The sequence below is a fragment of the Burkholderia sp. WSM2232 genome (assembly GCF_000472545.1).
Taxonomy (GTDB): Bacteria; Pseudomonadota; Gammaproteobacteria; order Burkholderiales; family Burkholderiaceae; genus Paraburkholderia.
Map to the genome: position 1 here is coordinate 78,474 of NZ_AWZV01000006.1, position 24,598 is coordinate 103,071.

Annotated in this window: 23 protein-coding genes; 9 read left to right on the forward strand and 14 right to left on the reverse strand. The window is 65.5% G+C overall.

All coding sequences use genetic code 11. The annotated features are described in order from the left end of the window. Positions 1 to 56 precede the first annotated feature (56 nt). Positions 57 to 1,034, forward strand: coding sequence for a LysR family transcriptional regulator (locus tag F757_RS0105665; protein WP_027210562.1), 978 nt, complete (start codon positions 57 to 59; stop codon positions 1,032 to 1,034). 143 nt (positions 1,035 to 1,177) lie between these two features. Next, entirely contained in the window at positions 1,178 to 1,732 is a 555-nt protein-coding gene (locus F757_RS0105670) for a YaeQ family protein (RefSeq protein ID WP_027210563.1), read from the forward strand. Positions 1,733 to 1,758: 26 nt separating this feature from the next. Here the strand turns inward: F757_RS0105670 and F757_RS0105675 are convergent, their stop codons facing one another. After that, positions 1,759 to 2,184 carry a VOC family protein gene (locus F757_RS0105675; RefSeq protein WP_027210564.1) on the reverse strand — a complete coding sequence of 142 codons (426 nt, stop codon included), beginning with the start codon at positions 2,182 to 2,184 and terminating at the stop codon, positions 1,759 to 1,761. Positions 2,185 to 2,587: 403 nt separating this feature from the next. On the opposite strand from F757_RS0105675, the gene ada reads away from it, so the two are divergent. The 4 genes from ada (at position 2,588) to F757_RS0105695 (ending at position 7,277) form a co-directional block, all read left to right on the forward strand. Further along, complete coding sequence (ada, locus tag F757_RS0105680; RefSeq protein ID WP_027210565.1) at positions 2,588 to 3,763, forward strand: bifunctional DNA-binding transcriptional regulator/O6-methylguanine-DNA methyltransferase Ada; 1,176 nt, start codon at positions 2,588 to 2,590, stop codon at positions 3,761 to 3,763. Continuing rightward, entirely contained in the window at positions 3,760 to 4,677 is a 918-nt protein-coding gene (locus F757_RS0105685; RefSeq protein ID WP_027210566.1) for a DNA-3-methyladenine glycosylase family protein, read from the forward strand. The genes ada and F757_RS0105685 overlap by 4 nt, the downstream gene beginning before the upstream one ends. A 250-nt stretch (positions 4,678 to 4,927) precedes the next feature. After that, positions 4,928 to 6,544 (forward strand): glutamate--cysteine ligase, encoded by a 1,617-nt coding sequence (gshA, locus tag F757_RS0105690; protein WP_027210567.1) that lies wholly within the window; start codon positions 4,928 to 4,930, stop codon positions 6,542 to 6,544. Between the two features lie 202 nt (positions 6,545 to 6,746). Beyond that, on the forward strand, positions 6,747 to 7,277 hold the full coding sequence (locus F757_RS0105695) for a hypothetical protein (protein WP_051376689.1): 531 nt from the start codon (positions 6,747 to 6,749) through the stop codon (positions 7,275 to 7,277). Between the two features lie 31 nt (positions 7,278 to 7,308). On the opposite strand, the gene F757_RS0105700 is transcribed toward F757_RS0105695, so the two are convergent. Further along, positions 7,309 to 8,907 carry a DHA2 family efflux MFS transporter permease subunit gene (locus F757_RS0105700; protein ID WP_027210569.1) on the reverse strand — a complete coding sequence of 533 codons (1,599 nt, stop codon included), beginning with the start codon at positions 8,905 to 8,907 and terminating at the stop codon, positions 7,309 to 7,311. Positions 8,908 to 9,038: 131 nt separating this feature from the next. After that, a complete protein-coding gene (locus F757_RS0105705) occupies positions 9,039 to 9,581 on the reverse strand; it encodes a MarR family winged helix-turn-helix transcriptional regulator (protein ID WP_027210570.1) in 543 nt (180 codons plus the stop codon). 217 nt (positions 9,582 to 9,798) lie between these two features. On the opposite strand from F757_RS0105705, the gene F757_RS0105710 reads away from it, so the two are divergent. After that, on the forward strand, positions 9,799 to 10,164 hold the full coding sequence (locus tag F757_RS0105710) for a hypothetical protein (RefSeq protein WP_027210571.1): 366 nt from the start codon (positions 9,799 to 9,801) through the stop codon (positions 10,162 to 10,164). A 368-nt stretch (positions 10,165 to 10,532) separates the two neighbouring features. Continuing rightward, a complete protein-coding gene (locus tag F757_RS0105715) occupies positions 10,533 to 12,116 on the forward strand; it encodes an efflux transporter outer membrane subunit (RefSeq protein WP_027210572.1) in 1,584 nt (527 codons plus the stop codon). 145 nt (positions 12,117 to 12,261) lie between these two features. On the opposite strand, the gene F757_RS0105720 is transcribed toward F757_RS0105715, so the two are convergent. The 8 genes from F757_RS0105720 to gspG all read right to left on the reverse strand — a co-directional run bounded on the left by F757_RS0105720 (position 12,262) and on the right by gspG (position 18,471). Further along, complete coding sequence (locus F757_RS0105720; protein WP_027210573.1) at positions 12,262 to 13,041, reverse strand: type II secretion system protein N; 780 nt, start codon at positions 13,039 to 13,041, stop codon at positions 12,262 to 12,264. A gap of 22 nt (positions 13,042 to 13,063) precedes the next feature. Continuing rightward, positions 13,064 to 13,567: a type II secretion system protein M gene (locus F757_RS0105725; protein ID WP_027210574.1), complete on the reverse strand. Its 504-nt coding sequence runs from the start codon at positions 13,565 to 13,567 to the stop codon at positions 13,064 to 13,066. Next, positions 13,564 to 15,021, reverse strand: coding sequence for a type II secretion system protein GspL (gene gspL / locus F757_RS0105730; protein ID WP_027210575.1), 1,458 nt, complete (start codon positions 15,019 to 15,021; stop codon positions 13,564 to 13,566). The genes F757_RS0105725 and gspL overlap by 4 nt, the downstream gene beginning before the upstream one ends. Before the next feature lie 28 nt (positions 15,022 to 15,049). After that, on the reverse strand, positions 15,050 to 16,261 hold the full coding sequence (gspK, locus tag F757_RS0105735; protein WP_027210576.1) for a type II secretion system minor pseudopilin GspK: 1,212 nt from the start codon (positions 16,259 to 16,261) through the stop codon (positions 15,050 to 15,052). Between the two features lies 1 nt (position 16,262). Further along, positions 16,263 to 16,988, reverse strand: a complete 726-nt coding sequence (locus F757_RS0105740) for a prepilin-type N-terminal cleavage/methylation domain-containing protein (RefSeq protein ID WP_027210577.1) — start codon at positions 16,986 to 16,988, stop codon at positions 16,263 to 16,265. Further along, positions 16,966 to 17,379 (reverse strand): type II secretion system minor pseudopilin GspI, encoded by a 414-nt coding sequence (gspI, locus tag F757_RS0105745; protein WP_027210578.1) that lies wholly within the window; start codon positions 17,377 to 17,379, stop codon positions 16,966 to 16,968. Before gspI ends, F757_RS0105740 begins: the two co-directional genes overlap by 23 nt. 1 nt (position 17,380) lies before the next feature. Then, a complete protein-coding gene (locus tag F757_RS0105750; protein ID WP_442856628.1) occupies positions 17,381 to 17,914 on the reverse strand; it encodes a GspH/FimT family pseudopilin in 534 nt (177 codons plus the stop codon). A gap of 92 nt (positions 17,915 to 18,006) precedes the next feature. Next, complete coding sequence (gspG, locus tag F757_RS0105755) at positions 18,007 to 18,471, reverse strand: type II secretion system major pseudopilin GspG (protein WP_013340976.1); 465 nt, start codon at positions 18,469 to 18,471, stop codon at positions 18,007 to 18,009. Between the two features lie 146 nt (positions 18,472 to 18,617). Here gspG and F757_RS0105760 point away from each other — a divergent pair, with 146 nt between their 5' ends. Continuing rightward, entirely contained in the window at positions 18,618 to 19,040 is a 423-nt protein-coding gene (locus F757_RS0105760) for a general secretion pathway protein GspC (protein ID WP_198021348.1), read from the forward strand. Positions 19,041 to 19,079: 39 nt separating this feature from the next. Here the strand turns inward: F757_RS0105760 and gspF are convergent, their stop codons facing one another. Genes gspF through gspD form a run of 3 tightly spaced genes read right to left on the reverse strand, consistent with a single transcriptional unit; the run spans position 19,080 to position 24,227 of the window. Beyond that, positions 19,080 to 20,297, reverse strand: a complete 1,218-nt coding sequence (gene gspF, locus F757_RS0105765) for a type II secretion system inner membrane protein GspF (RefSeq protein WP_027210581.1) — start codon at positions 20,295 to 20,297, stop codon at positions 19,080 to 19,082. 4 nt (positions 20,298 to 20,301) lie between these two features. Continuing rightward, complete coding sequence (gene gspE / locus F757_RS0105770; protein WP_027210582.1) at positions 20,302 to 21,882, reverse strand: type II secretion system ATPase GspE; 1,581 nt, start codon at positions 21,880 to 21,882, stop codon at positions 20,302 to 20,304. Then, positions 21,879 to 24,227, reverse strand: a complete 2,349-nt coding sequence (gspD, locus tag F757_RS0105775; RefSeq protein WP_027210583.1) for a type II secretion system secretin GspD — start codon at positions 24,225 to 24,227, stop codon at positions 21,879 to 21,881. Before gspD ends, gspE begins: the two co-directional genes overlap by 4 nt. Positions 24,228 to 24,598 lie beyond the last annotated feature (371 nt).

Here is a 24,598-nt window from a genome sequence, read left to right on the forward strand (position 1 = left end):
ATAACAATTCCGGTATGGCATGATGGAGCCAACGACAAAGACGTTGGAGACAGGCGATGACGCGTAGCTACTCGAACTGGTTCGTGCGTGCGCGGCTGAAAACGCGGCAATTGCTGCTGCTCGCCGCAATGGAGGAGGAAGGCAACGTGCGGCGCGCCGCCGACGTGCTCGGCATGACGCAGCCGGCGGCCTCGCGGCTGCTCAAGGAACTGGAAGACATGCTGGGCGTGAGCCTGTTCGACCGCACGCCGCACGGTATGCATGCAACGCTATACGGCGAGGTGATGATCCGCCACGCGCGCATGGTGCTGTCCAATCTGAGCCACGCGCACGACGAAATCTCGGCGCTGCGGGCAGGGCTCGCCGGGCAGGTGCGGATCGGCGTGATTGCGGCGGCGGCGGCAACCATGGTGCCGCGCGCGATTGCCAGCGTGAAGGAGCGCTATCCGCAATTGCAGATGTGGGCGGAAGTCGAAACCTCCGACGTCATGCTGCCGCGGCTCGCCGAAGGCGAGCTCGACATCATGATCGGCCGCGTGCTGGAGCGGCAGAACCAGTTCAAGACCGAAGTCCGTTATGAACCGCTCGCCGACGAACCGCTTTGCGTGGTCGCGCGGCCCGGTCATCCGCTCGAGAACGAAACCGGCCTGACCTTGCGCGGCATCGTCAATGCGAGCTGGGTACTGCATCCGCCGGGCAGCGTGCTGCGGCATCGTTTCGATCTGATGTTTTCGCAGATCGGGCTGAATCCGCCGCAAAACGTCGTGAACACCAACAACTTCCTGGCGATTTCCAGCTTGCTGCTTCAGAGCGACATGCTGGCCGTGTTGCCGAACGAAGTGGCGGGTCAGTACCAACAGTACGGCGTGTTGAAACGTCTGCCGATCGAGTTACCGTGCAGGATGGACACTTTCGGTATCATCACGCGCCAGTCGCACTTGCTGTCGCCAGCGGCCTCAGTGGTGCTCGAAGCGCTGCGCGAGGCTGCCGGCGAGGTGTACGGCACGCCTTCGGAGGCAGCCGTGGCTCGATAAATGCTTCTTCCCGTTCATGAGATGGCCGGCTGTCGGCGCGGGAGGGACGCAAAATGTACAACAAACACGGAAGACGGCAACGCGCTGTCGACGACTCATTTTCTGTTCGCTCCGGTGGGGCGAGCGTCTGGTTCAGCAACGGCATGGCTCTCAAATCGACGATTTACAAGGCGGAACTACAGATCGCCAACATGGACCGGCACTATTACGCCGATCATTCGCTCACCATCGCCCGTCACCCGTCGGAAACCGACGAACGGATGATGGTGCGCGTCGCCGCGTTCGCGCTGTTCGCGCAGGAACGCCTCGAGTTCTGCAAGGGTTTGTCGGACGTCGACGAGCCGGATCTGTGGCAAAAGGACCTGACGGGCGCCATCGACACCTGGATTGAAGTCGGGCAGCCCGACGAGCGGCGCATCGCCAAAGCGAGCGGCCGTTCCAACGAGGTCATTGTGATTGCGTATGGCGGCCGGACTTCGGACATCTGGTGGCAGGGCGTGCGCAATAAGGTCGAGCGCATGCGCAACGTGACGGTCTGGTCGCTCGGCGAAAACGTAGCCGCCGAACTGGGCTCGCTCGCAGAGCGCACCATGCGCCTGCAATGCACCGTGCAGGACGGCGAAGCGTGGCTCGGCAGCGCCGAAGCCGACGCGGTGAAGATCGAGTGGACCGTGTTGAAGGCGCCCGCGAACGCCTGAGCTACGGGCGGGCAGGCTTGCGACGTTCAGAGCGACGTCGCGTGAGCCGCCTGCGGCGGTCCTTTCAGCTCGACCATGTTGCCTTCCGGATCGAACAGGTACAGCGACGGCCCGTAGCCGTCCGCGCCGTAACGCACGCCTTCTTCGTCGAGCCGCGCGCCGTGTGCCGCCAGATGCGCCCTGAGCGCATCGGCGTCGAACGGTTCGACGCGCAGGCACACATGATCCATGTTACGAGCCGCGCCCGGCGCACCGTTTTCCGGGCGGTCCAGTTTCGCCCCCACCTGCAGCAGGTCGATTAGCGAGCGCCCGGCCCGCAATTGCGTCAGACCGAGTTCGCGCTGTTCCTTTTCCAGCGTGCAGCCAAGCACGTCACAGTAAAACCGCGCCAGCGCCGCGGCGTTCGCGGCCCGGATCACCACGTGATCGATCTCGCGAATATGGATCTTCATAGGAACACCTCCGATGACCGGCTTCTGACGGTGAACAGCCAGTGTAGGAGAAAGCGAGGCGGGCGTGGACGCAGCACGATGCGGGCGCGCCGATCCGGCCACACAGAACGTACAGACGAAAAAAAGCCCGCTCTATGTGGAGCGGGCTGAATCCATATCAGGAGGAGACATGGAGGAGACAGGTACTAATATACACATGGGGTTGGTGCGACGCAATAACTTTTTAGGGGAAAACCCGATATCGTGGAAATTTGCCACAACTTGAGGCAAAACGTGGGTCTGGCGGGCGCGCCGGGCGCCCGCAGCGTACGAGAAAGCGCAATGACACCGCAAGAACCGGAGCGTACTGTGGCGGGACACGGCCTACATTGATGAGCATCGCAAGCACTGTTCAGGAACCGTCATGAACCGCACCCGCCATCCCGCCGAAGCCGACACGAGCGCCAGCCAGCCTGCCTGCCATTCCGACGACGAGCGCTGGGAAGCCGTCGCCCGCCGCGATCCGCTGGCGGACGGCGCCTTCTTCTACGGCGTGAAGACCACGGGCGTGTTTTGCCGCCCGTCGTGCGCGTCGCGCCAGCCCCGTCGGGAGAACGTCGCCTTTTTCGCCGATGCCGCCGCGGCCCGCGCCGCCGGTTTTCGCGATTGCAAGCGCTGTCAGCCGGGCGGCTTGCCGCGCGAACTCGAAATCGTGAAGCGCGCGTGCACCGCCCTCGACGCCGATCCGCAGCAGCGTCTCACGCTCGCGCAACTGAGCGACGCCGTGCATCTGAGCCCGTTTCATTTGCAGCGGATCTTCAAACGGGTGGTAGGCGTATCGCCGCGCGAATACCAGGCCGCGCGGCGCGGCGCCGCATTGCGCGACGCGCTCAGGAGCGGCGCGGACGTCACGCGCGCCACGCTCGACGCCGGCTTCAACTCGCCTTCGCGGATGTACGACAGCGCACCGGCGGAACTGGGCATGGCGCCGTCCGACTATCGCCGCAAGGGCGCGGGGCTCACGGTACGCTACGCAAGTGCGCCCACGCCGCTCGGCTTCGTGCTGGTGGCCGCGACCGACAAGGGCATCTGCAAGATCGGTTTCGGCGACGCCGCCGCATTGCTCGTCGACGAACTGCGCAGCGAGTTCGCCAACGCGGGCCTCGTGGAAGATGGCCACCGGCTGGCACCGTTCATCGTGCAGATCGACGCTTACCTGCGCGGCACGCGTCAGCAGTTCGACCTGCCGCTCGACGTTGCCGCCACGGCCTTCCGGCAGCGGGTCTGGCAGGCGCTGCGAGGCATTCCGTACGGCGAGACGCGCAGCTACACCGAGATTGCCGAGGCGGTCGGCGCACCGCGCGCCGTGCGCGCCGTGGCAAGCGCGTGTGCGACGAATCCGGTTGCGCTTGCCATTCCCTGTCATCGCGTGGTGCAAAAGGGCGGGGCGTTGGCCGGCTACCGTTGGGGCCTGCCGCGCAAGGCCGCGCTGCTGGAGAACGAGGCACGGCATGCGCGCCCCGTTTCCGCCGACGAAACCGGCAGCCCCGAAACGCCTTCTGATCCAATCCTTGCCACCAACCTGGACCACGCCGCGTGAGCACGCTCGACGACGTCGCAACTCTTGAACTTCCCTACAAGACGCCATTCGACTGGCCGCGCCTGCTGCGCTTTTTCCGTGGGCGCGCGACACCCGGCGTCGAAACCGTCGAAGACGACGCCTATCGCCGCGCGATCGAATGGTCCGGCGAAAGCGGCACGCTCAGCGTGCGTCGGCATCCGCGTAAGCGGTGTCTCGTGGCGAGCATCGAAGGCCCGGTGAGCCGTCATGCCGACGCGCTTGCCGCGCCCATTGCGAAGATGTTCGACCTGCATGCCGATCCGAGGAAAATCGGCGCCGCGCTTGCCGCGGACCCGTGGCTTGCGCCGCTGATCGAGGCGGCGCCCGGCTTGCGTGTGCCGGGGGCATGGTCCGGTTTCGAACTGGTGGTGCGCGCCATTGTCGGTCAGCAGATCAGCGTGAAGGGTGCAACCACCATCATCGGTCGGCTGGTGCAGCGTGCGGGCGAGCGCATCGAAGGGCATGCGCATGAGAACACGGCATGGCGCTTTCCGACGCCCAAGGCACTCGCTACTGTCGATCTCGCGCAAATCGGCATGCCGGGCAAACGCGTCGCGGCGCTGCAAGGCTTCGCCCGCGCCGTCGCGAGCGGCGATGTGCCGCTCGACAGCGCCGGCATCGACACGGATAGCCTGCGCGCCGCATTGCTCGCGCTGCCGGGCATCGGCCCGTGGACGGTCGAATACGTGGCAATGCGCGCGTGGCGCGATCCCGACGCGTGGCCGGCGTGGGACCTGGTGCTGATGCAGTCGATCTGCGCGCGCGATCCGTCGCTCGTGCGGCCCACGCAGCAGCGCACGCGCACCGACGGCTGGCGCCCGTGGCGCGCCTACGCCGCGATGCATCTGTGGAACGAGGTGGCGGACCGCGCCGGGGCCGCGCGCGGCGGCTAGGAGGGTGGCCGCGCAAGCCTGAAATACGCGGCAATAAGCCTGGAGACCGTGGGGCCAAAATGGCGCTTGCGGCGTGCAAACAGCAGAGCGGATAGGCTGAAAGGGGCCACCGAGGCGGCCTCAAGCAGGCGCCGTGGCGAGATGTTAAAGTGCCCGCTACTGAAAATTCCGCCGAACGTTGTCGACCGTAAGCAGCTGCAGGCAAGCCGCGAAGCGGCACATGGCGGCCGACAACGCCCGACTCGCATCAATGCCAAACACGACCTCATCCCGCACGACCGACGCGTTCTTGCACCGCCTGTCCGTGCTGACTTCGGGCCCGCAGCGCGACGCGCTGCTGCGCGGCCTGCGCGGCATAGAAAGAGAAAGCCTGCGCGTGACGCACGAAGGCCGGCTCGCGCTGACGCCGCATCCGCGCGCGCTCGGTTCGGCGCTCACGCATCCTTCGCTGACTACCGACTATTCCGAAGCGCTGCTCGAACTGATCACGCCGGCCGAGCACGACGTCGCGCTCACGCTCGAGAAGCTCGACACGCTGCATCGTTTCGTCTATGCAAAACTCGGCGACGAGATTCTGTGGAATAACTCGATGCCGGGCCTGCTTCCCGACACGGACGAAGGCATTCCGATCGCCGACTACGGCACCTCCAACATCGGCAAACTGAAGTACGTGTACCGCATCGGCCTCGCGCTACGCTACGGCCGCACCATGCAGTGCATTGCGGGCATCCACTACAACTATTCGCTGAACGAAGAGGTGTGGCGGCTCTTGCATGCCGACCAGGAATCCACCGCGAGCGCCGTCGACTTCCAGTCTGAGCGTTACCTCGCGTTGATCCGCAACTTCCGCCGCACCAACTGGCTGTTGATGTACCTGTTCGGCGCGTCGCCTGCGCTCGATCGCCGCTTCTTGCGCGAGCGCAAACATACGCTTGAAACCTTCGACGCCGACACGTTGTACCGGCCTTATGCGACGAGCCTGCGCATGAGCGATCTCGGCTACTCGAACACCACCGCCCAGGCGGCGCTGCATGCCGACTACGACACGCTGCCCGGTTATCTCGACGCGCTCGCCAAGGCCGTGAGCCAGCCGTATCCCGCGTACGAGGCCATCGGCACGCAGCGCGACGGCGAGTGGGTGCAGATCAACACGAACGTGCTGCAGATCGAAAACGAGTTCTACTCGACCATCCGTCCGAAGCGCGTGACGCATCCGGGCGAGCGTCCGCTGCACGCGCTCGCGGCGCGCGGCGTGCAATACGTCGAGGTGCGCTGCATGGACATCGATCCGTTCGAGCCGGTCGGCATTTCGCTCGAAACGTCGCGCTTTCTCGACGCCTATCTGCTCGTGTGCGCGCTCGACGAGAGCGCGCCGCTGCCGCCGCCTGCATACTGCGAGGCCAATCAGAACTTCGCACGCGTAACGACCGAGGGGCGCAAGCCCGGCCTCGAACTCACGCGCGACGGCAGCGTCATTGCGATGAGCGAATGGGCCGACGAACTATTCGTCAAGATCGACGCAGCGGCAGCCGCACTCGACGCGCTGCACGGCGGCGACGCGCACGCCCGCTCCGTGGCGGTGCAACGCGCGAAGCTGGCCGATGCGTCGCTGACGCCGTCGGCGCGGGTGTTGCAGACCATGCGCGACAAGCAGCAGAGCTTTCTCCAGTTCGGTCTGGAGCAGAGCGAAGCACACGCCGCGCATTTCCGCGCGCGTCCGCTGGAGGCGGGTGTTGCCAAGGAGTTTGCCGATCTCGCCGCGCAGTCGCTCGAAGAACAGGCCAAGCTCGAGCGCGAGGAAGTCGGATCGTTCGACGCGTTCGTCGCCGCTTATCGGGCGTACACGTTGAACCGCTTCAGCGTGTAAGCGCCGCGGTCCGCGCACGGCCTGCGCGCAACGACGACACAACACGAAAGCGGCTCGAGCAGCCGCTTTTTTTTCGCGCACAGCGCGCGACGGTAACGACTACGGCATGTGTCGCCCATATCGGCAAATTCTCCGCACCTTTCCACCTTTCTCTGATCTGAACGAAACACGCCAGGCAAGATGCGGTCCAAACTCATACGACATGCTAACGAGAGGGAGGATCAACGTGATAAGAACGAACCTGTTGGCCGTACTGTGCGTTGGGGCAGCCGTTGGCGCGGCGGGGTGTTCGACGCGCGGACAGGTCGATCCTGACGTGATGCAGATCGCCACCACGCCGCTCACATGCTCCGGCAAAACGGAGTGCGACCTCTGGTGGCAGCGCGCCCAAACCTGGGTGACCGATAACTCGAAGTACAAGGTCGAAACCTCGACGGAGACGCTTATCCAGACCGCCGGCCCCGACGGCGGCAAGCGCGCGCTCGCGTATCAGATCACCCGCGCGCCCAACCCCGACGGAACCGCGACGATAGGCTTTGCCGCCCATTGCGACGGCTCGCTTGGTTGCAAACCGAACCCGTGGGAAGCGGGCGCCGACTTCAAGCAGTACGTGCGCGGCACCGGGCCGGCCACGCAGCGGACCGATGCGAAGACCGCACCGGACGCCATGCATCCTGAGGCACGACAAGGGCAGTCGGTCGTGCCATCCACAGGCGAAGCCGCGAGTCAGTGAGCCGCGCGTTGCGCTCGCTCAATGGTCCGTCTCAATGGCCCATAGAAGGGCCAACGCCCTTGCGCGGTTTCGTGATCCACACAAGCACGGCGAGCACGACGAAGGCCAGGCATGAAATGCGGAAGAAGTCGTTGGTGGCCAGCATATAAGCCTGTGCGGTTACCACCTGGTTCAGCTGCGCGGTAATGCCGTCGCCGGAAAGGCCGATGCCCGCCAGCGCGTTTGTGTACTCGTTCGTGTTCGCGGCGTAGACGTTGACGTTATCGACCAGCATCGCGTGATGGCGGATCGCGTCGTTTTCCCAGTACGTCGTGCTGATTGCAGTGCCGATCGCGCCAGACAGCGTGCGGAAGAAATTCGACAAACCGGAGGCGCTCGCGAGCCGTTCGTCGGGCACGCTCGATAACGTGATGGTCGTCATCGGCACGAAGAAGCAGGCGACGCCGATGCCTTGCACGAGGCGCGGCCAGATCACGTGATTGAACGGCACGTCGAGTGTGAACGTGGAGTTCCACAACGAAACGAACGCAAATACGACGAACGCGAAGCTCGCCACCACGCGCAGATTGAGCCGGTGCATGTTCTTGCCGATCATCGGCGAGAGGAACAGCGCGAGTATGCCGACCGGCGCGGTGGCAAGACCCGCGAGGCCGGCGGTATATCCCATCACGGTTTGCAGCCACAGCGGAAAGATCACCACCGAGCCGAAGAAGGCCATGAAGCCGAACGAGATGATGATCACCCCAAGCGCGAAGTTGCGGTCCTTGAACAGGGAGAGGTCGACCACGGGCTCTTTTTCGGTCATCTCCCATGCCAGCATGAAGGCGATGGCAATCACTGCGATCACGGCAAGTGTCACGATGAACGTGGAGTTGAACCAGTCGCGATCCTTGCCGAGGTCGAGCACCATCTGCAGGCACGCGACGCCGATCACGAGGAGCGAGAGACCGACGGCGTCGATGCGCTGCTGCGTGGTTTTCGTCTCGCGTCCTCGTAGCAGCAGAAACGCGCAGCCGGCGGAGAAGAGGCCAATCGGCACGTTGATGTAGAAGATCCACGGCCATGTGTAGTTGTCGGTGATGTAGCCGCCCATGACAGGCCCGAAGATCGGCGCGCAGATCACGGTCATCGCCCAGAGGCCGAGCGCGAGGCCGCGTTTCTCGGGCGGATATGAGCGCATCAGGATGGTCTGCGAGAGCGGCACCATCGGCCCGGACACGAGACCTTGGACCAGCCGGAACAGGATCAGCGACTCGAAGTTCTGCGCGAACCCGCACAACGCGGAAGCAATCGTAAAGAGCAGAACGGATAGCGTGAAGAGCCGCACCTCGCCAACTCGCCGCGCGAGCCAGCCGGTCAGCGGCACCGCAATCGCGGACGCCACCGAGTACGAGGAGATCACCCACGTGCCCTGGCTCGTCGCCACGCCGAGGCTGCCGGAGATAGTCGGCACAGCCACGTTGGCAATCGAGGTGTCCAGCACCTCCATGAAGGTGCCGAGTGCGAGGCCGACGGTCAGCAGCGCGAGCGCGCCGCCCTTGAGCGGCGCCGGTTCCGCCGCCGGCGGAGTGTCCGGCTGGGCGGCAGGTTGAACTGCCGGTCCGGCAGCGTTGGAAGCACTAGCGGCCATTTGTTGTTCTCCTCAGCGCGAAAAGATTGTCGCCAGGTTGATCACGTCGTGTGAAGCGGCGTTACATGCCCCATCACACTCTGCCCAGACAGATATCGGTTTGCAACTGCGCCCATGAAGGCGCACTCTAGCTACTGCGTGCCGTGTTCCGGCGATGAATCGTCGTGCACGGCGTCAGACGCTTCCCCGCCCGGACACAAACCGCATGCGGTGTTAGAGCCTGGATCGATACCGTTGGCAATGAAGCGGCCCAGCAGATCGATCAGCGTGGCGAGGTCCGCGGCCGAGAAACCGCGCAGTTGCTCGTTCAGCACGGCCGCGCCGATGCCCGGCAACTGCCGCGCCGCTTCCTGCCCTTGCGGCGTCAACTCCAGCTTCACCATCCGACGATCCGCGTCGCTGCGAGTGCGCACCAAGAACCCTTTCTTTTCGAGGCGGTCGAGGAGCCGCGTCATTGAACCACTGTCGTAAGACATGACGCGCGACAACTCGAACGGCGTGTTCGCGCGCTGGGCGGCCAGCATCAGAATTACGCCGATCTGCTGCGCCGTCAGTCCGAGCGGCCTGACCGCCCGATCGGTGCGCTCCACCAGCACGTTCCGCGCTTTCGACAGGTAATAGCCGAGACTCGTGTCGAGCCGGATCTCGTCGGCTTTGTAATGGCCGTCAGTCATTTTCAGTACAGGACCTTGCCGCGAAGCGGATTGATAGGCGCGCAAGCCGCCGAAAAACAACAGCGGGGCCGTGCAACCCGCACAGTATCTTGAAATTTACTTGCATAGTCAATATTATGTTAAGCAACGAGTTACGCGATTCGCGCCACCCGAGCCTATGTTCTGACCGCTTTTTTCGTCCGCCGCGAAGTCGGCGTGATCCAAGGATGTTCCTCCCATGCTGTACCTCAAAAATACCCTCGGCGGCCTCGGCCGCTCCCTGACCGGTTCCGCTTTGCATACCTTGCACAGCTTCCAGGGCCCGCGCCGCTGGTGGAAGCTTGCGCTGTTCGCGATGCTGTTCGTGCTGCCGGGTGGATCGGTGGGCGTCGCGGTACTGGCTTGGGTCGAGCATCGTCGGGGGCGCAAGGGAACCCAGGCGGAGTCAGCGGAAGTAGCGACGACGCCGATGGTTACAGCGAGCGCTGCGACCGCCGCGGCGCAGGGCACAACGAGCGCCTGCCAGGCGCGCGCCGATGCGCCGTGCCGGGCAGCCGCCGGGAAGCTCGCGCGCAAGACGACTTCGGCGGAATCGCGGGGGTGAGTTTGTCCTTCCAGGCTCGCAGGTCTGCGCTGTCGGGTCTGCGCTGTCGGGTCTGCGCTTTCGGGTCTCAACTTTTGCGTCCGACTTGCAAGTCCAATCCGCTAGTCCCCACGCGCGTTTCGTGGTCCGCCCTCATCCTTATTTGCAAGTCAAAGGCTCAGCCCCAATCCCACAGCGGATATCTGCTTCGATGCGCCCGCCGGTAACAGCGCGTAACCTTCGCGACACCCTCCGTAACACACCTTCGTCGCGGCCCGATTTACCCTTTCCGTTTGCCGCGCCGAGCGGACTCATACGCTAACATGCCGGCACATCCACAGGCCGGCACCGTCGTCCGCGGCATCGTGGCGTCCAGAAGGAAACAATGCATGCAGTCTGACCGAATCTCGCCCGCGCGGGCATGTGCGCCGCGCGCCCTGACCGTAGCCGTCGCGCTTGCCGCTGCGGGCCTTGTCGCCGCCTGCGCGGTCGGCCCCGACTACCAGCGCCCTGCCGCCGAGATTCCCGCGTCATACAAGGAAGCCGCGCCCGGTTGGAAAGTCGCGGAGCCCGCGGATCAACAGGATCGCGGAGCCTGGTGGACCATCTATCAGGACCCGCAGCTCAACGCGCTCGAAGACAAGCTGAACGCCGCCAATCAAACCATCGCGCAATATGCGGCCGCCTACCGGCAGGCGCGCGCGCTGGTTGGTGAGGCCCGCGCGGCCTATTTCCCGACCCTCGGCGTGGCGGCAAGCGGCACGCGTTCGGGCAGCGGTTCTTCGTCAAGCACGAGTTCCAGCAGCGTGAGCCGCTCAGGTGTCTACAACAGCTATAGCCTGCAACTCGACGCCAGCTGGGAGCCCGACCTGTGGGGCTCCGTGAGCCGCTCGGTGAACGCGCAGAAGGCCGGCCAGCAGGGTGCCGCAGCGGATCTGGCGAACGCGCGTCTGTCGGCACAAGCCACGCTCGCCCAGACCTATTTCGCACTGCGCGCGCTCGACGCCAACCAGAAGCTGCTCGACGAAACCGTGGCCGCTTATCAGCGCTCGCTGCAACTCACGCAGAACCAGTACGCCGCGGGCGTGGCCGCGCGCTCAGACGTAATTCAGGCGCAAACGCAGTTGCAATCGGCGCAGGCGTCCGCCATCGACAACGGCGTACAGCGCGCGCAGGACGAACATGCCATCGCGGTGCTCGTCGGCGAGCCGGCTTCCACCTTCTCGATTCCGCCCATGCCGCTCACCGCGACGCCACCCGCCGTGCCTGCGCAAATGCCATCGGCGCTACTCGAGCGGAGGCCGGACATCGCTTCGGCCGAGCGCAAGGCCGCCGCGGCCAACGAGCAGATCGGCATCGCCATTGCTGCGTTCTTTCCGTCACTGACCTTGTCGGCGAACGGCGGATTTCAAAGCTCGGTGTTTTCGCAACTGCTGACGGCGCCCTCGCGCTTCTGGACGGTCGGACCGCAACTCGCGGCGACCCTGTTCGATGCCGGGCTGCGCCGCGCGCAAACCGAAGCGGCCCGTGCCGCCTACGACCAGAGCGTCGCGACGTATCGCCTCGCGGTGCTGACGGCGTTCCAGGACGTGGAAGACAATCTCGCGTCCCAGCGCATCCTCGAACAGGAAATCGTGGTACAGCAAAGGGCGGTGGAATCGGCGCGCCAGGCGCTGGCCATCGTCACGAACGAGTACAAGGCCGGCACGGTCGGCTATGTGAACGTGCTGACCGCCCAAACCACGGCGTTTACCGCTGAGCAGAAGCTGCAGACCATTGCGGGTCAGCGGATGGTGTCGTCGGTCGGATTGGTGAAGGCGCTGGGTGGCGGCTGGGACGCGTCGCAGATGAACCGCGAAACCGGCGACGCCGCGGCGCCCGCGCCACTACCCGCATCGGCACCCGCGCCGTTGGCGCAGAGCGGCGCGACGCCGCTACCAACCCGGACGCAGCCGCAAGCGCGAAGCAACTAGAACTTGCCGGCAAACCCCGGCATATCGCCCGCAGCACGCAGAAGAAAAAAGAGGCATGACCGGTTAACCAAACCAGTCACGCCTCTTTTTTGCGACTAGCGCAAGCTCACCCGCATGCGCAGCAGCCCCCAGCGCCAGATCCCGCTCAATGGACGAACGACAACGTGACGGTGTCCGGCCCGCTCGGCCGTCCGAGCAGGTTCAGCAGTCCCGCCAGGTTCTCGCGCGCCTCGGGCGCGGAGGTTGCCGTGCCGCGAAACGAGGTCGAAGCCGGCGACACCACACCACGCCCGCTCAGCATCAACGGCCCCTTGACGGTCCGCAATTCCAGCGTCGACGCTGCGCCTTCCGCCTGAAACGCAAGTTGGTAAGAGCCGAGCGGCTTTACGGGCGAAACCCGCGAACTCACGTCGTTCAGCGCGACCGTCAACTGGCCGAACGCCTCGCGGTTGAAGCTGCGCCAGTCGGACCACGAGAGCCGCACATCCCCCTGCAGATCGAGCGTGTTGAACGGCGCGCCGAGACCGCTCAACAGCGAAGCGGGCACGGCAATCGTGCCGGGCGTCAGATTCGCGCTGCGCGGCGTCGCGTCAATGGTAATCGGCTCCGGCATCGCCTCGCTATGCCGCATGGTCATGCGCACGCGGCCTGTGAAAAGCGGCCAGAAAGCCGTGTGCCATTCGATCCGGCCGGGCAGCAATGTCGCGGCGCTCATATCGGAGCCAGCGGCCAGCATCAGCGTCGCGGAGCCGTGCCAGAGCGATCCGGCCGGATCCACCAGATTCACGTGCCCGCCGCTCTGACGGGCGAATTGTGGCGTGATCCACGCAGCCGGCAACATCGCGAGCATCACGGCCGCGCTGGAAAACACCGCGACCAGCAACCAGGGCAGGGCGGCGCGCAGGCGCCGCATCCAGTAAGTCATGCGAGATCCCGTGGCTGCGCGCTCATTTCGCCGTGGACGGCTGCAACGACGCAGTCAGGTCCACCTGGCCGTCCTCCTTCAGCGCGGTCACGTGCGCCTCCGCGACCTGCACCTTGAACTGACGGCGCACGTCGTCGACCCACGCCGTCCACGCGGGAAACGACACGTTTTTCATCTGCACCTGCACCGCGTTGCCGATCACCTGAACCTGCGCGGCCGCGAGGCCGTGATCGCCAAGCGACGCGGACAGCGCGTCCTTCAACGCGCCGCCAGTCGGCGCGACGCCCTGAGCCCCCGCCGAGAGCTGGCGCGCTTCGTTGGCTTGCGCCGTCATCTGCGCCAGTTGACGCTGCAAGGTCGGCAGCGCTTCACGCAGACGCGCGCGTCCCTCCTGGGCGGGCGCCCACAGCACCGACCATGCGATCACCACGGCGAGCACGCCGCCGCCCCACGTCAGCAACACTTTTTCGCGGTCGGTCCGCTGGTCCCAGAAGCCGGCCCAGGTCTGAGCGAGTTGAGCTTTCATTGTCCGTTCCTGATGGTCCACTTGCCGGTATTGCTGTCCACTGCGCCGTTCAGTCCGTTGCGCGAAAGGCGCTTGGCAAAATCCGGATCCAGCTTGACCTCCGGCTTGAAGGTGACATCGAGCCGCCGGTCGTGATAATCCAGCGCGGCGATGCCGTTCACGGGCACCGGCGGCAGCGAGCGCGCGAGGCCGTCGGCAAGCGACAGGAAGTCATCGGGCGACAACTGGCCCGCCGCCACGCGCAGTTGCTGCAATTGACGCGACATCTGGTCGGGCGCGTCGAGCACGACGGTCGTCTTCGGGAAGGCGTTGAGCAGCAGCTCGGTCATCTGCGTGGTGATGGCGTCCCGCTGACGCGCAAGCATCAGCCACTGCACATTTGCTCCGACAATGGCGACTACCAGCGCCGCCACGGCCAGCAGCACCGGCAGGCGCAAGCGACGCAGCGTCGCGCGGTCGAGCCGCCACGGCTGCGACGCGAATTCGAACTGGCACAGGTCGAAGCGGCACGTGAGCGCGCGCCGCGCGAGCTGCTCGAACGGCAGCGGACTCGCGCCGTGCACATGCGCGGCAAGCCGCGCCGGGCTGCTGGTGCCGAGGCTCGGCTCATTGCCCGGCATCTCGGTCAGCATGTACAGCGACACCGGCGTCGCGCCGGCAAGGGCAGCAAGCGTCGCGTTCACCGCGCTCGCCGGCACCGCCAGCCCTTCACCTTGCGCGCCGCGTGCAATCGCCAGTTCGACGCGCGGCGGCCCGCTTTCCACGGCGCCTTCCAGCAGCATGGCCGGCGCCGTTTGCACCACTGCGCCGAGTACGGCCGCCACCATCGGCACGACTTCGGGCCCGACCTCGGGCCCGACCTCGGGCAACGTGACCGGCGCCGCACTTGCGGCGTTCCTGCCAGGCGCGCCATCGCGCGCCGACGTGCCCGCGCCCACAGCCGCACCCGCGCCCGCCAGGGCCGGCTCAGCCGTGTTCACCGTTTCGGCGACTTGCGAAGGCGCCGCACGCAGCGCCTCGGGCAGGCAGCGCGTCACTGGCACGGCGCGCAAGCTGCGATGACCGGCCGCGGAAAAGGCTTCGCAGATAAAGCGGAACCACCCACGGTCGATGATCGCCAGCACCTGGCGCCCGCCCGCAGCTGGTTGCGGATCGACGGCGATATGGCAGGTTTGGGGGTCCTGGATCAGTTGATCCTCGACGATGTTCGGCAACGCCTGACGCAACTTCGGGCCGCGCAGCGGCGGCAGCGTGGCCGGCATCATCAGCAGGTCGCGCGCGGCGACCATCAGCACCGTCGACGTGGCGCGCGGCAACAGCCCAAGCGCCGAACGCCCGGCGCGTTGCGTGCGTCCCGACTTGTCGAGCAGCACGAACGGCAGGTCCGGCAACTGCCATTCCTGCGACGGCACCGCCGGGTCACGCGGCGGCAATAAGACGATCAGCGTGCTCAAAGGCCACTCTCTCTGGGAAAGGCGTTATTCATAGTTGGTCTTGCACCCGCACGATACGTGTAGTGTGAGTCAAAGCATCCCGATAGACGAGCGTCGTGCGATCCACTTCGGCGCGCTCGTGCTGGACGCGGCCATGAATGAAGAAGTAGTTCGTGTTGACGTCGAGCTCGGCGGGATCGATGGAAACGGACTGCACGCCCGCGCCCCGCAACGCGAGCTGCACGTCGCCCACGTTATGGAAAAACACCGTCTGCCGACGCGCGACAAACGCCTGCGCAGAAGACAGACTCATGCCCGGCACCACCGCCGCGATCACCTCGGCCGGGGCGGTATTCATGTTGACGGCCGTCACCGTCGGCAACACGGTGACGAAAGGCCGCAAGCGCGCGACCATTTCCGGCGTATAGCCGGGAATGTCGAGCAGCGAATCCACACTCGTCAGTTGCAGCGGCGCGTGGGCGGCGCTGTCTTCGCTGTCTTCGATGCCGGGCTTGTCGGTGAAGCCGCCGCCCATCGCGCCGCCCTGGATAGCCGGCGTGGACGTCGTGCCGGACGTCGACGTAACGGTCTGAAATCGCGTGGCCGATTGCAACAGACTCGCGCGGACCTGCTGCGCTGTGTTTTTCGCGAGCTGGCTGTTCACGCCAAGCGAAACGAGCAGCCGCTGATAGGCGCCAATCTGCTCCAGGTCGAGCTGCATTACACCGGGCGCCGGGCTCGCCACGAGGTTGCGCAGGTTGAATCTGGCCTGGGCGTCTTCGATCGATCCCGACAGGTAGGTCGCCGCGCCCTGCTGCGCGCGCACTTCGCCGATCTGGCCGAGGAAGTCGGACAGCCGCGTCTTGGCGATCGGCACGCCCCACACGCCGCCCAGGTACGTGATACCCGCTGACGTGTCGCCTTCCGAGCGAAGAATCAGCCGCGTCCAGTCCAGCGCCCCACGCGCGACCCATTGCGCCTGCGCAAGCAGACGCTGGTTCTCGATCCGGCGAACCTGGACCTGCTGACGCCACAACATGCCGGAGACGAGAATCGCCGACAGCGCCACCACCAGCAACGCGCTGATGATGGCCGCGCCGCGCTGTTGCGCGGGTTGCCGCGATGGCAAGTGTTGCAGCCGTCGCGCACGCTGCAGCCGTGGCTCACCCCACGTCGCGCGCTGGCAAGCCGCCTTACGGCAACCGCGCCCGGCCCGCAACGCAGCGGCCACGCGTCGTCCATGTAAAGAGGAGAATCTCATCTCATTCTCCAATCAGAAAAACCCGCGTGATGGGCCGGGCGAGCGACTTCGCGCCCACGCTCACTTCCAGCCCCGTCACGGAGCGCGGCAGCGGCGCGTTGCCAAGCTGGGGCACCTTCAGGTTGTTGTCGGCCTCCGTGATCGCGCCTTGCACGTCCTTCATCTGGGTGGTCCAGCCGACGCGCGGCACATAGAGGCGCGCAGAAATTGCGCCGACACCGCCCATCAACGGCACCGCCGACCAACCTTCGCCTTCGCCACCGCGCGAGGCCGCCCGCAGATCGCCGACATTGGCAAGCGGCGGCGACGCATAGCGGATCACGCGGCCTTCCGTGACGCGGTAACGCACCACCTGCAGGCGCGGCGCGGAGCCGGGCAGGCTCATCTGCCGCACGATCTGCAGTGCACCGCCCGCGAGCGACACGGCGGGCTGGCCGGACTCGTCGTCCGAGGCGGCCTGGCGCGCGTCGATACGCATCTGGTCGAACAACTGCGCGAACACGCGCTCGTCTTCCATCGCGTTCGTGATGGTCTGCCGGCCGCGAATGATTTGGTCGAGCCCACGCCACGACAGCACGGCGATCACCGCCATGATCGCAATTGCAACCAGCAGCTCGATCAGCGTGAAGCCATGCACGCGCCGGCGGCTGAGGCGGCTGAGGCGGCTTGGGCGGCTGAAGCGGCCGGGTCCGCAGTGGCGGCGCTCAGAGCGAACGATTGGTTTCATTCGCGACCACCGTGACCATCTGGGCGAGATTGCCGGAACGCCCCGGCATCGTCACCATCACTTCCACGCGGCGAAACACTGGGTTGGGTGTCGCCGTGACCTGCTCGGTACAGATCAACTGCAGGTTGCCCTGCGAACAATCGAAACTCGTTGAGCCGACGTTCGGCCATGCATGCGTGAGACGCAATTGCGCCAGCGTGTTGTCCGCGCTCCAGCCGGCCAGCAGGCGCCGGTGAAGATCGGCCTCGCCGCTCGCAAGACCGCCCACCGCGCGCAGCGATGCGGCCAGCGCCACGGCGATGATCGCGAGTGCGACCAGCACCTCGATCATCGTGAAACCGCGCTCGCGGTGGGCGGCCGCGCGAACCGCCGTGCTGCTGCGACGACGCATGTCAGTGCACCTCGTAGCGGCCATTGCCGGTGCCGACAATTGTCGCGCGGCCCACGGCGGAAAAGAGCGTGATGCGCACGGGCACGTCGATCGCCTCCGTGCCGAACACCACGCGGCTCGCCTGCGAGCTGGAGCCGGGATAGTCGATCGTTACGCCGGTCACGCCACCTTCCCACTGGCGAGGCTTGAGCAGGTCGTCGCGCAGCGGACGCCAGCCGTCGTCGGTGCGCAGGTCGAAGCGAAAGCCGCCGTCGAGCGGCTGCCATGCGATGGGACGCGCGCGCACCTGCGCCTCGTCGCCGGCCGACTCGAACAGCAGCGCGAGCCGCTGCGCTTCCTCGTTGAGGTCGGTGCGCGGATTGCGCGTCATCGTCAAGGCGGTCAAGGACACCAGCAGGCCTGCAATCACCAGCACCACCATCATTTCGAGCAGCGTGAAGCCCGCGTGGGACCGGCGGCCTGCGCTGACCCTGGCGTGGACCGTGGTCCTGGCGTTGTGCGCAGGGTTTGCAGCGCCATTCGCACGGATTCTCACGTCACCCTTCAGGCCCGCGTGGCCGTGCACGCGCAGCGCCGCTCCCGCCGCGCGGGGCGGTGGAATCGTCGGGATGCGCGCATGTCTACCGTCTATTGCCACGAGCCCACATCGGCGTCATTGCCTTCGCCGCCTGCCTTGCCGTCCGCGCCGTAGCTGAACACGTCGATTTCGCCGTGCACGCCCGGATTCAGATACTGGTAGCTGTTGCCCCACGGATCATTCGGCAGACGCTCAAGATAGCCACCGTCCTTCCAGTTGTTCGGCACCGGGTCCGTGGCGGGCTTTTCGATCAACGCGCGCAGGCCTTGCTCCTGCGTGGGATAACGGCCGTTGTCCAGACGATAAAGCTTGAGCGCCTGCATCACGGTGCCGATGTCCTGCTTGGCGGCCACACGCCGCGCTTCGTCGGGACGGCTCATGATTTTCGGCACGATCAACGCGGCCAGGATGCCGAGAATCGCGATCACGACCATGATTTCGATCAGCGTGAAGCCGCGTTGACGACGGCTGCGCAAACCCGCGATTGCTGTGCGGCGAGTGGTCGACAGTTGCATAGCTTGCTACCTCTTTCAGATTAATTTTTGACTGCGGAAGTTTGCGTCCAGCACGTTGAGTGCCATTGAACACGCCCGGCCGGTCATTTTAATGTCACGCAGTTGAAGGGTTTGAACCCAACGCAATTTTCACAATAGTCCGTACAATGAGGCGCATGAACGCCCTCCAAATCCGCCTTCTGTCGCTCGCGCTGTTCGCCGTTTTCTGCGCGACGCTGACCTACTGGACCATCACCCTCACTACAATGTCGGGCGCGCCGCTGCCGGCCGCCGCCGCGCACGCGCAGCCCTCGACCGACCAGGCTGCCACGCTGTTCGGCGGACAGCTCACGCGCACGGTCAACCAGGACGTGCATCTGTTCGGCATTCTCGCGCTGCAGAAGGGCGCCGCGGCCATCGTCAGTGTGGGCGGCGAGCCGCCGCATGCCGTCTCCCTCGGCGGCACGCTCATGCAAGGCGCAAAGCTCTCCGAAGTGCGCGCCCGCTCCATCGTGATCGACCGCAACGGCGCACATTCCGAAGTATTCCTGCCGGCCAACGCAGCGGGTCCGACCATCTACGTTCGCTAAAACGGTCAAGGCGGTCAAGGCGCGGCGGCGCTTTGCCGCTCACTGCACCAGGTTGTTCAACTCGATGATCGGCAGCATCACTGCAAGCACGATCACCAGCACCACACCGCCCATCGCCAGAATCAGCAGCGGCTCCAGCAGACTCGTCAGGAACATCGTGCGACGCTCGAGTTCGCGGGCCTCGCCTTCGGCGGCACGGTCGAGCATGGTCGTGACATCGCCGGTTGCCTCACCCGAGCGGATCAGGTGCACCAGCACCGGCGGAAATGTCTTTGTATTGCCGAGTGCGCGCGAGAGCGAGGTGCCTTCGCGCACGCGCACGATCGCGTCGTCGATGTTGCCGCGCATGGCCGTGTTGCTGAGCGTTTCGGCGGCGGCCTGCAGCGCGCGCAGAATCGGCACGCCCGCCGCCGTCAGAATGCCGAGCGTGCTCGCAAAGCGCACGGTGTTGTAACCGCGCACGAGCTTGCCGAGGAGCGGCGCGGTGAGCAGCCACCGGTCGAATGCGAGGCGCGGGCCGGCCTGCCGCAGCGTCGAGCGCACCACATAGAACAGCACGGCGGCGGCGATCAGCACGGCCCACCACCAGTTCCGCACGAAACCGGAGAGCGCCATCATCATGATGGTGAGGAAGGGCAGTTGCTGCTTCGTGCTCGCGAACACGTTGACCACCTGCGGCACCACATAGCTCAGCAGGAACGTGACGATGCCAAACGCGATGATCGTCACGATGGTCGGGTAGGTGAACGCCAGCACGATCTTCTGCTTGAGCGCGTTGCGCTGCTCGATGTAGTCCGCGAGCCGCGACAGCACGAGGCCGAGCTTGCCGGTATGTTCGCCCGCTGCAACCAGCGCGCGGTAGATCTCGGGAAAGTCTTTCGGATGCTGCGCGAGTGCATTGGCGAGCGAATGGCCGCCGAGCACCTCGGCGCGAATGGCCGCCATCAGCTCGCGAATGTAGTCGCGCTCCGACTGCTCGGTGAGCACGGCAAGCGCTTCGTCGAGCGGCAGTCCGGCGATCAGCAGACTCGCGAGTTGCCGCGTGAGAATCGCCTGTTCGCGCTGCGACAGCCGCCGGCCGAGCGAAAGACGCTGATTGCGCTCGCCGCGCGTGCGCGTCGCCGCGGGTTCGACGACGAGCGGCGTGAGTCCCTGCGAACGCAGGTTGGTGCGCGCACCGCGCGCGCTGTCCGCGTCGAGCACGCCTTTTTGCGCCTTGCCCGCTGCGTCGATCGCCTCGAAACGGAATGCCGGCATGCGCTTATGCTCCGCCCGTCACGCGAATCACTTCTTCGAGCGACGTGAGGCCGGACTCGAGCCAGCGCTGCGCGTCTTCGCGCAGCGTGAGCATGCCTTGCGCGCGACCCGCGGCAAGAATGTCGGCGTCCGACGCGTTGCGATGAATCAGCGTGCGGATCTCGTCGTCGATCAACAGCAGCTCGTACACGCCGCGCCGACCCGCGTAGCCCGACTGGCCGCACTTGTCGCAGCCGACCGGATGCCAGTGCACGCTGCCGTCTTCCTCGACGCGCTGTTCGCGGCACACCGGGCACAGGCGCCGCACGAGCCGCTGCGCCAGCACGCCGAGCAGCGACGAAGCCAGCAGATACGGCTCCACGCCCATGTCGGTCAGACGCGTGACGGCCGAGGCGGCGTCGTTCGTATGCAGCGTGGCCAGCACGAGGTGGCCGGTGAGCGAAGCCTGCACGGCAATCTGTGCGGTTTCCAGGTCGCGGATTTCGCCGATCATGATCACGTCGGGGTCCTGCCGCAAAATGGAGCGCAGCGCCCGCGCGAAGGTCATGCCGATCCGCTCGTTCACCTGCGTCTGGCCAATGCCCGACAGGTCGTATTCGATCGGGTCTTCGACCGTCATGATGTTGGTGGTCGCCGTTTCCAGACGCGACATCGACGCATACAGCGTGGTCGTCTTGCCCGAGCCGGTCGGACCGGTCACAAGCACGATGCCGTGCGGCCTGCCGATCAGCTTGTCGAACTTGCCGAGCGTATCCGCACCCATGCCGAGCGCCTCGAGGTTCAGCCGCGCGGCGTCTTTTTCGAGCAGACGCAACACCGCGCGCTCGCCGTGGCCCGTGGGCAGCGTGGAAACCCGTACGTCGACCGGACGGCCGCCCACCCGCAGCGTGATGCGGCCGTCCTGCGGCAGACGCTTTTCGGCGATGTCGAGCTGCGCCATGATCTTGATCCGCGAAATCAGCGCGCCGTGCAGCGCTTTCTTCGGGCGGACCACGTCGCGCAGCGTGCCGTCCACGCGAAAGCGCACCACCGACGCATTCTCGAACGGCTCGATGTGAATGTCCGACGCCTGTTCGCGTGCGGCCTGCGTGAGAAGCGCATTGATCATGCGGATGATCGGCGCGTCGTCTTCCGACTCCAGCAGGTCTTCGACCTCGGGAATGTCCTGCATCAGGCGCGACAGGTCGACTTCGCCTTCCACTTCGCCGACCACCTGCGCCGCGCTGCCGTCCTGGCGTGCATACGCCTGGTTGATCGCCTGCGCGAGCTCGTCGGCGGGCAGACGCACCACTGAAACCGCGCCGAAATTGCGCGCGACTTCGGCGAGTGCCGCTTCGCTCGTGCGCTCGCTGATCCACACTTCCAGGCTATCGGCGTGCTGATGCGCGACGAGTATCTGGCCGCTGCGCGCGAAGCCGTACGGCACGAGCCGCGCGGCAATCGCCGACGGCGCCGCGCGTTCCGCGTGCTCCGCTACGCCGGCAGGGGCAGGGCCCACAGCCGGCGCGCCATGGGACGGCGCTCTGCCGGCCCGCGACGATGCCGGCGACGTAGATGCTGACGGCGGCATGGACGGCGTATTCACGGCTTGACTCCTGGTGATGCGGTGGACGGCGCGACCGGCACCGGATTGCTTTGCACGGCGCCGTTGACGCCAGGCGCCGCGGGCACGGTGGACGGCGCGGTCGCGGGGGCCGGGTTCGACTGCGGCGTGGAGCCCCGCGGCTGCATCTGCTGACGGCGCATCTGGTCGAGATCGAACAGATTCAGCGTCGAGCCGCCCTGGCTCGGGCCCGTCGGTCTCGGCGGCACCACCGGATCGTCGTTGTCCTTCATCAGGTTGTTGTCCTGACGGTACGAGCCCTGCACACCTTGAATATAGTCGTAGCGGTTCGACGTGACAGCCTGGGCCGTATCGCGATCGTTGATGATGACCGGACGCAGGAACACCATCAGATTCGTCTTGTTGCGGTTCTTCTGCTCGGACCTGAACAACTGGCCGATCCACGGAATGTCGCCCAGCAGCGGAACCTTGCTGTTGCTGACCTGGTAATTGTCCTGCATCAGGCCGCCGAGCACGATGATCTCGCCGTTGTCGGCAAGCACCGTCGACTGGATCGAGCGCTTGGTGAACTGCGGGCCGGCGGGGTTCGTCGTCGCGTTGGTCGTGCCGTTCACAATGGCGGAGTCTTCGGTGTAAAGCTGCAGCTTGAGGATGCCGCCGTCCGTGATCTGCGGCCTCACGTGCAGCGTGAGGCCCACATCGACGCGGTCGTAGGTGTTGAACGCCGAGCTAGCGGTGCCGCTCGTGAGATTCGAATACGAGCCGGTCTGAATCGGTATGTTCGTACCGACGACGATCTTCGCTTCTTCGTTGTCGAGCGTAATGAGGTTAGGCGTGGACAACACGTTGGCGTCGGCGGTTTGCGAGAGCGCCTGGAGCAACGCGCCGAGTCCTTGCACGCCGAAGATGTTGTGAATCCAGCCGATGTTCAGACCCTGCTGCACGCCTTGCGCGGCGATCGCCGAAGCGAGACCACCTGTGGCTCCGGCCGCCACGGCCCCCGTCGTCAGGTTGATGATGCTGTTGCTCTGCCCGGCTGCCAGATTGGTGCCGGCAAAAATCGAATTGTTCGCGACCTGCCATTGAATGCCGAGGTTGCCGCTCGTGTTCGAATTCAGCTCTACGATCAGCGCCTCGATGTAGACCTGTGCGCGACGCGCGTCGAGCTGGTCGATCACCGCACGCAGATTGCGGTAAACCGGCTCGGACGCGGTGATGATCAGCGAATTGGTCGCGGCGTCCGCCTGGATCATGCCGCCTGGCTGATTGTCTTCGTTCTTGTCCTTGTCGCCGCCGAGAAGGCCGCCCGATTGAGCGCCACTGTTCGCGCCATAGCCGCCCGCGCCGCCGCCCATCGGCGAAGACATGGAGCTCGAGTTCAGCCCGCCCGACGGCAGCGGCGGCGTGCCGGCCGTGCCCGTCGAATTATTGCCGCCGATTCCGCCGCCCGTGTTCTGGTTGAACGAATTCGCTTCGTTGCCGCCGGCGGCCGAGCCGTTTTCGCCGCCTTTGCCGAGCATGCCGCGCAAGGTTTTGGCGAGCTTGGTGGCCTCGGCATTACGCAGCGGCACCACGTGCATGTTGCCCGGCATGCTGGTCGGCGCGTCGAGCTCCCGGGCAAGGGTCTTGGCGGCGGCAAGCCGTGCCGCGTTCGACGCGCGGATGAGCAGCGAATTGGTGCGCGGGTCAGCGGTGATCGACACCTTGAGCGTGGCGTCGGTGCTGCCGATTGCGCCCGGGTCGAGCATCTTGTTCAGCTGCGTGGCGATGTCGAGCGCGTTGGCGTTCTTCAGTTGGACGACAGACACGGACTGACCCGCCGCGGTATCCACACCGGCGATGATCTGCGCGATGCGCCGCACGTTGTCCGCGTAGTCGGTGACGACGATGGTGTTGTTGGCCGGGTAGGCGGCCACGGTATTGTTCGGCGAGATCAGCGGGCGCAGCACCGGCAACAGATTGTTTGCCGATTCGTTCTTCAGCACGAACACCTGCGTGACAACCTGGTCGCCGCGCGCGGTGGGCGCGTTGCCGATGTAGGTGGGCACGCCTTGCAGTTTCGCGTCGGCTTCGGGCACGACCTTCAGGACGCCGTGGTCCTGAACCAGCGCGAAGCCCTGCATGCGCAGCGCCGATTGCAACGTCTTCAGCGCCTGGTCCTCGGGCACTGCGTTTTCCGACACGAGATTCAACTGACCTTTCACCCGCGGGTCGACAATGATTGTCTTGCCGGTCGCCGCGCCGATCGCCTTGGCGACCTGGTCGATATCGGCATTGACGAAGTTGAGGGTCACCTGTGAGTGTGCGGTCTGCGCGGTGACCAGTCCAGCCAGCAGCAACGCCGTTGCGACGCGACGCAAAGCCATACGATTTCTTCTCATGGAATGTAATGTCGGTGCCGGCAGCGGAAGCCGCCGGCGGTCATGCAGCACGGACAGGGGAGCAAACCGCCGTCGGTCGGTCTGCCGGCGGGCCAGGTGGGCGAAACCCGCCCTAAAATGCTGGCCGTCCGATGTCCGAAAAGAAAGAACAGTAACAGTTTTTCATGTCGGATTTGTCACAAATGGAAAGCTCCGGAGAGTTTCCCCTAAAGTCCGCGCGCGCTTTCAGGATGTTGAAAGGTGCGCCCCCGCATCCTGAAAGCCGCCAGAAAACGCGGTGTTTTCGCGCTCCTATGTCTGTTAGCCAACTTGACGGCCCCCCGCCTGCCGGTATCATACGAGCCGTTCAAGCCGCC

Bases quoted from the DNA above. Each gene is read 5' to 3' on its own strand.
- ada (WP_027210565.1), top strand. From the start codon at position 2,588: ATGAACCGCACCCGCCATCCCGCCGAAGCCGACACGAGCGCCAGCCAG.
- F757_RS0105665 (WP_027210562.1), top strand. From the start codon at position 57: ATGACGCGTAGCTACTCGAACTGGTTCGTGCGTGCGCGGCTGAAAACG.
- gspK (WP_027210576.1), bottom strand. From the start codon at position 16,261: ATGAGATTCTCCTCTTTACATGGACGACGCGTGGCCGCTGCGTTGCGG.
- F757_RS0105760 (WP_198021348.1), top strand. From the start codon at position 18,618: ATGAGGCGCATGAACGCCCTCCAAATCCGCCTTCTGTCGCTCGCGCTG.
- gshA (WP_027210567.1), top strand. From the start codon at position 4,928: ATGCCAAACACGACCTCATCCCGCACGACCGACGCGTTCTTGCACCGC.
- F757_RS0105715 (WP_027210572.1), top strand. From the start codon at position 10,533: ATGCAGTCTGACCGAATCTCGCCCGCGCGGGCATGTGCGCCGCGCGCC.
- F757_RS0105695 (WP_051376689.1), top strand. From the start codon at position 6,747: ATGCTAACGAGAGGGAGGATCAACGTGATAAGAACGAACCTGTTGGCC.
- F757_RS0105705 (WP_027210570.1), bottom strand. From the start codon at position 9,581: ATGACTGACGGCCATTACAAAGCCGACGAGATCCGGCTCGACACGAGT.
- F757_RS0105700 (WP_027210569.1), bottom strand. From the start codon at position 8,907: ATGGCCGCTAGTGCTTCCAACGCTGCCGGACCGGCAGTTCAACCTGCC.
- F757_RS0105710 (WP_027210571.1), top strand. From the start codon at position 9,799: ATGCTGTACCTCAAAAATACCCTCGGCGGCCTCGGCCGCTCCCTGACC.
- gspI (WP_027210578.1), bottom strand. From the start codon at position 17,379: ATGCGTCGTCGCAGCAGCACGGCGGTTCGCGCGGCCGCCCACCGCGAG.
- F757_RS0105670 (WP_027210563.1), top strand. From the start codon at position 1,178: ATGGCTCTCAAATCGACGATTTACAAGGCGGAACTACAGATCGCCAAC.
- gspG (WP_013340976.1), bottom strand. From the start codon at position 18,471: ATGCAACTGTCGACCACTCGCCGCACAGCAATCGCGGGTTTGCGCAGC.
- F757_RS0105725 (WP_027210574.1), bottom strand. From the start codon at position 13,567: ATGAAAGCTCAACTCGCTCAGACCTGGGCCGGCTTCTGGGACCAGCGG.
- F757_RS0105720 (WP_027210573.1), bottom strand. From the start codon at position 13,041: ATGACTTACTGGATGCGGCGCCTGCGCGCCGCCCTGCCCTGGTTGCTG.
- F757_RS0105740 (WP_027210577.1), bottom strand. From the start codon at position 16,988: ATGAAACCAATCGTTCGCTCTGAGCGCCGCCACTGCGGACCCGGCCGC.
- gspD (WP_027210583.1), bottom strand. From the start codon at position 24,227: ATGGCTTTGCGTCGCGTCGCAACGGCGTTGCTGCTGGCTGGACTGGTC.
- F757_RS0105675 (WP_027210564.1), bottom strand. From the start codon at position 2,184: ATGAAGATCCATATTCGCGAGATCGATCACGTGGTGATCCGGGCCGCG.
- gspF (WP_027210581.1), bottom strand. From the start codon at position 20,297: ATGCCGGCATTCCGTTTCGAGGCGATCGACGCAGCGGGCAAGGCGCAA.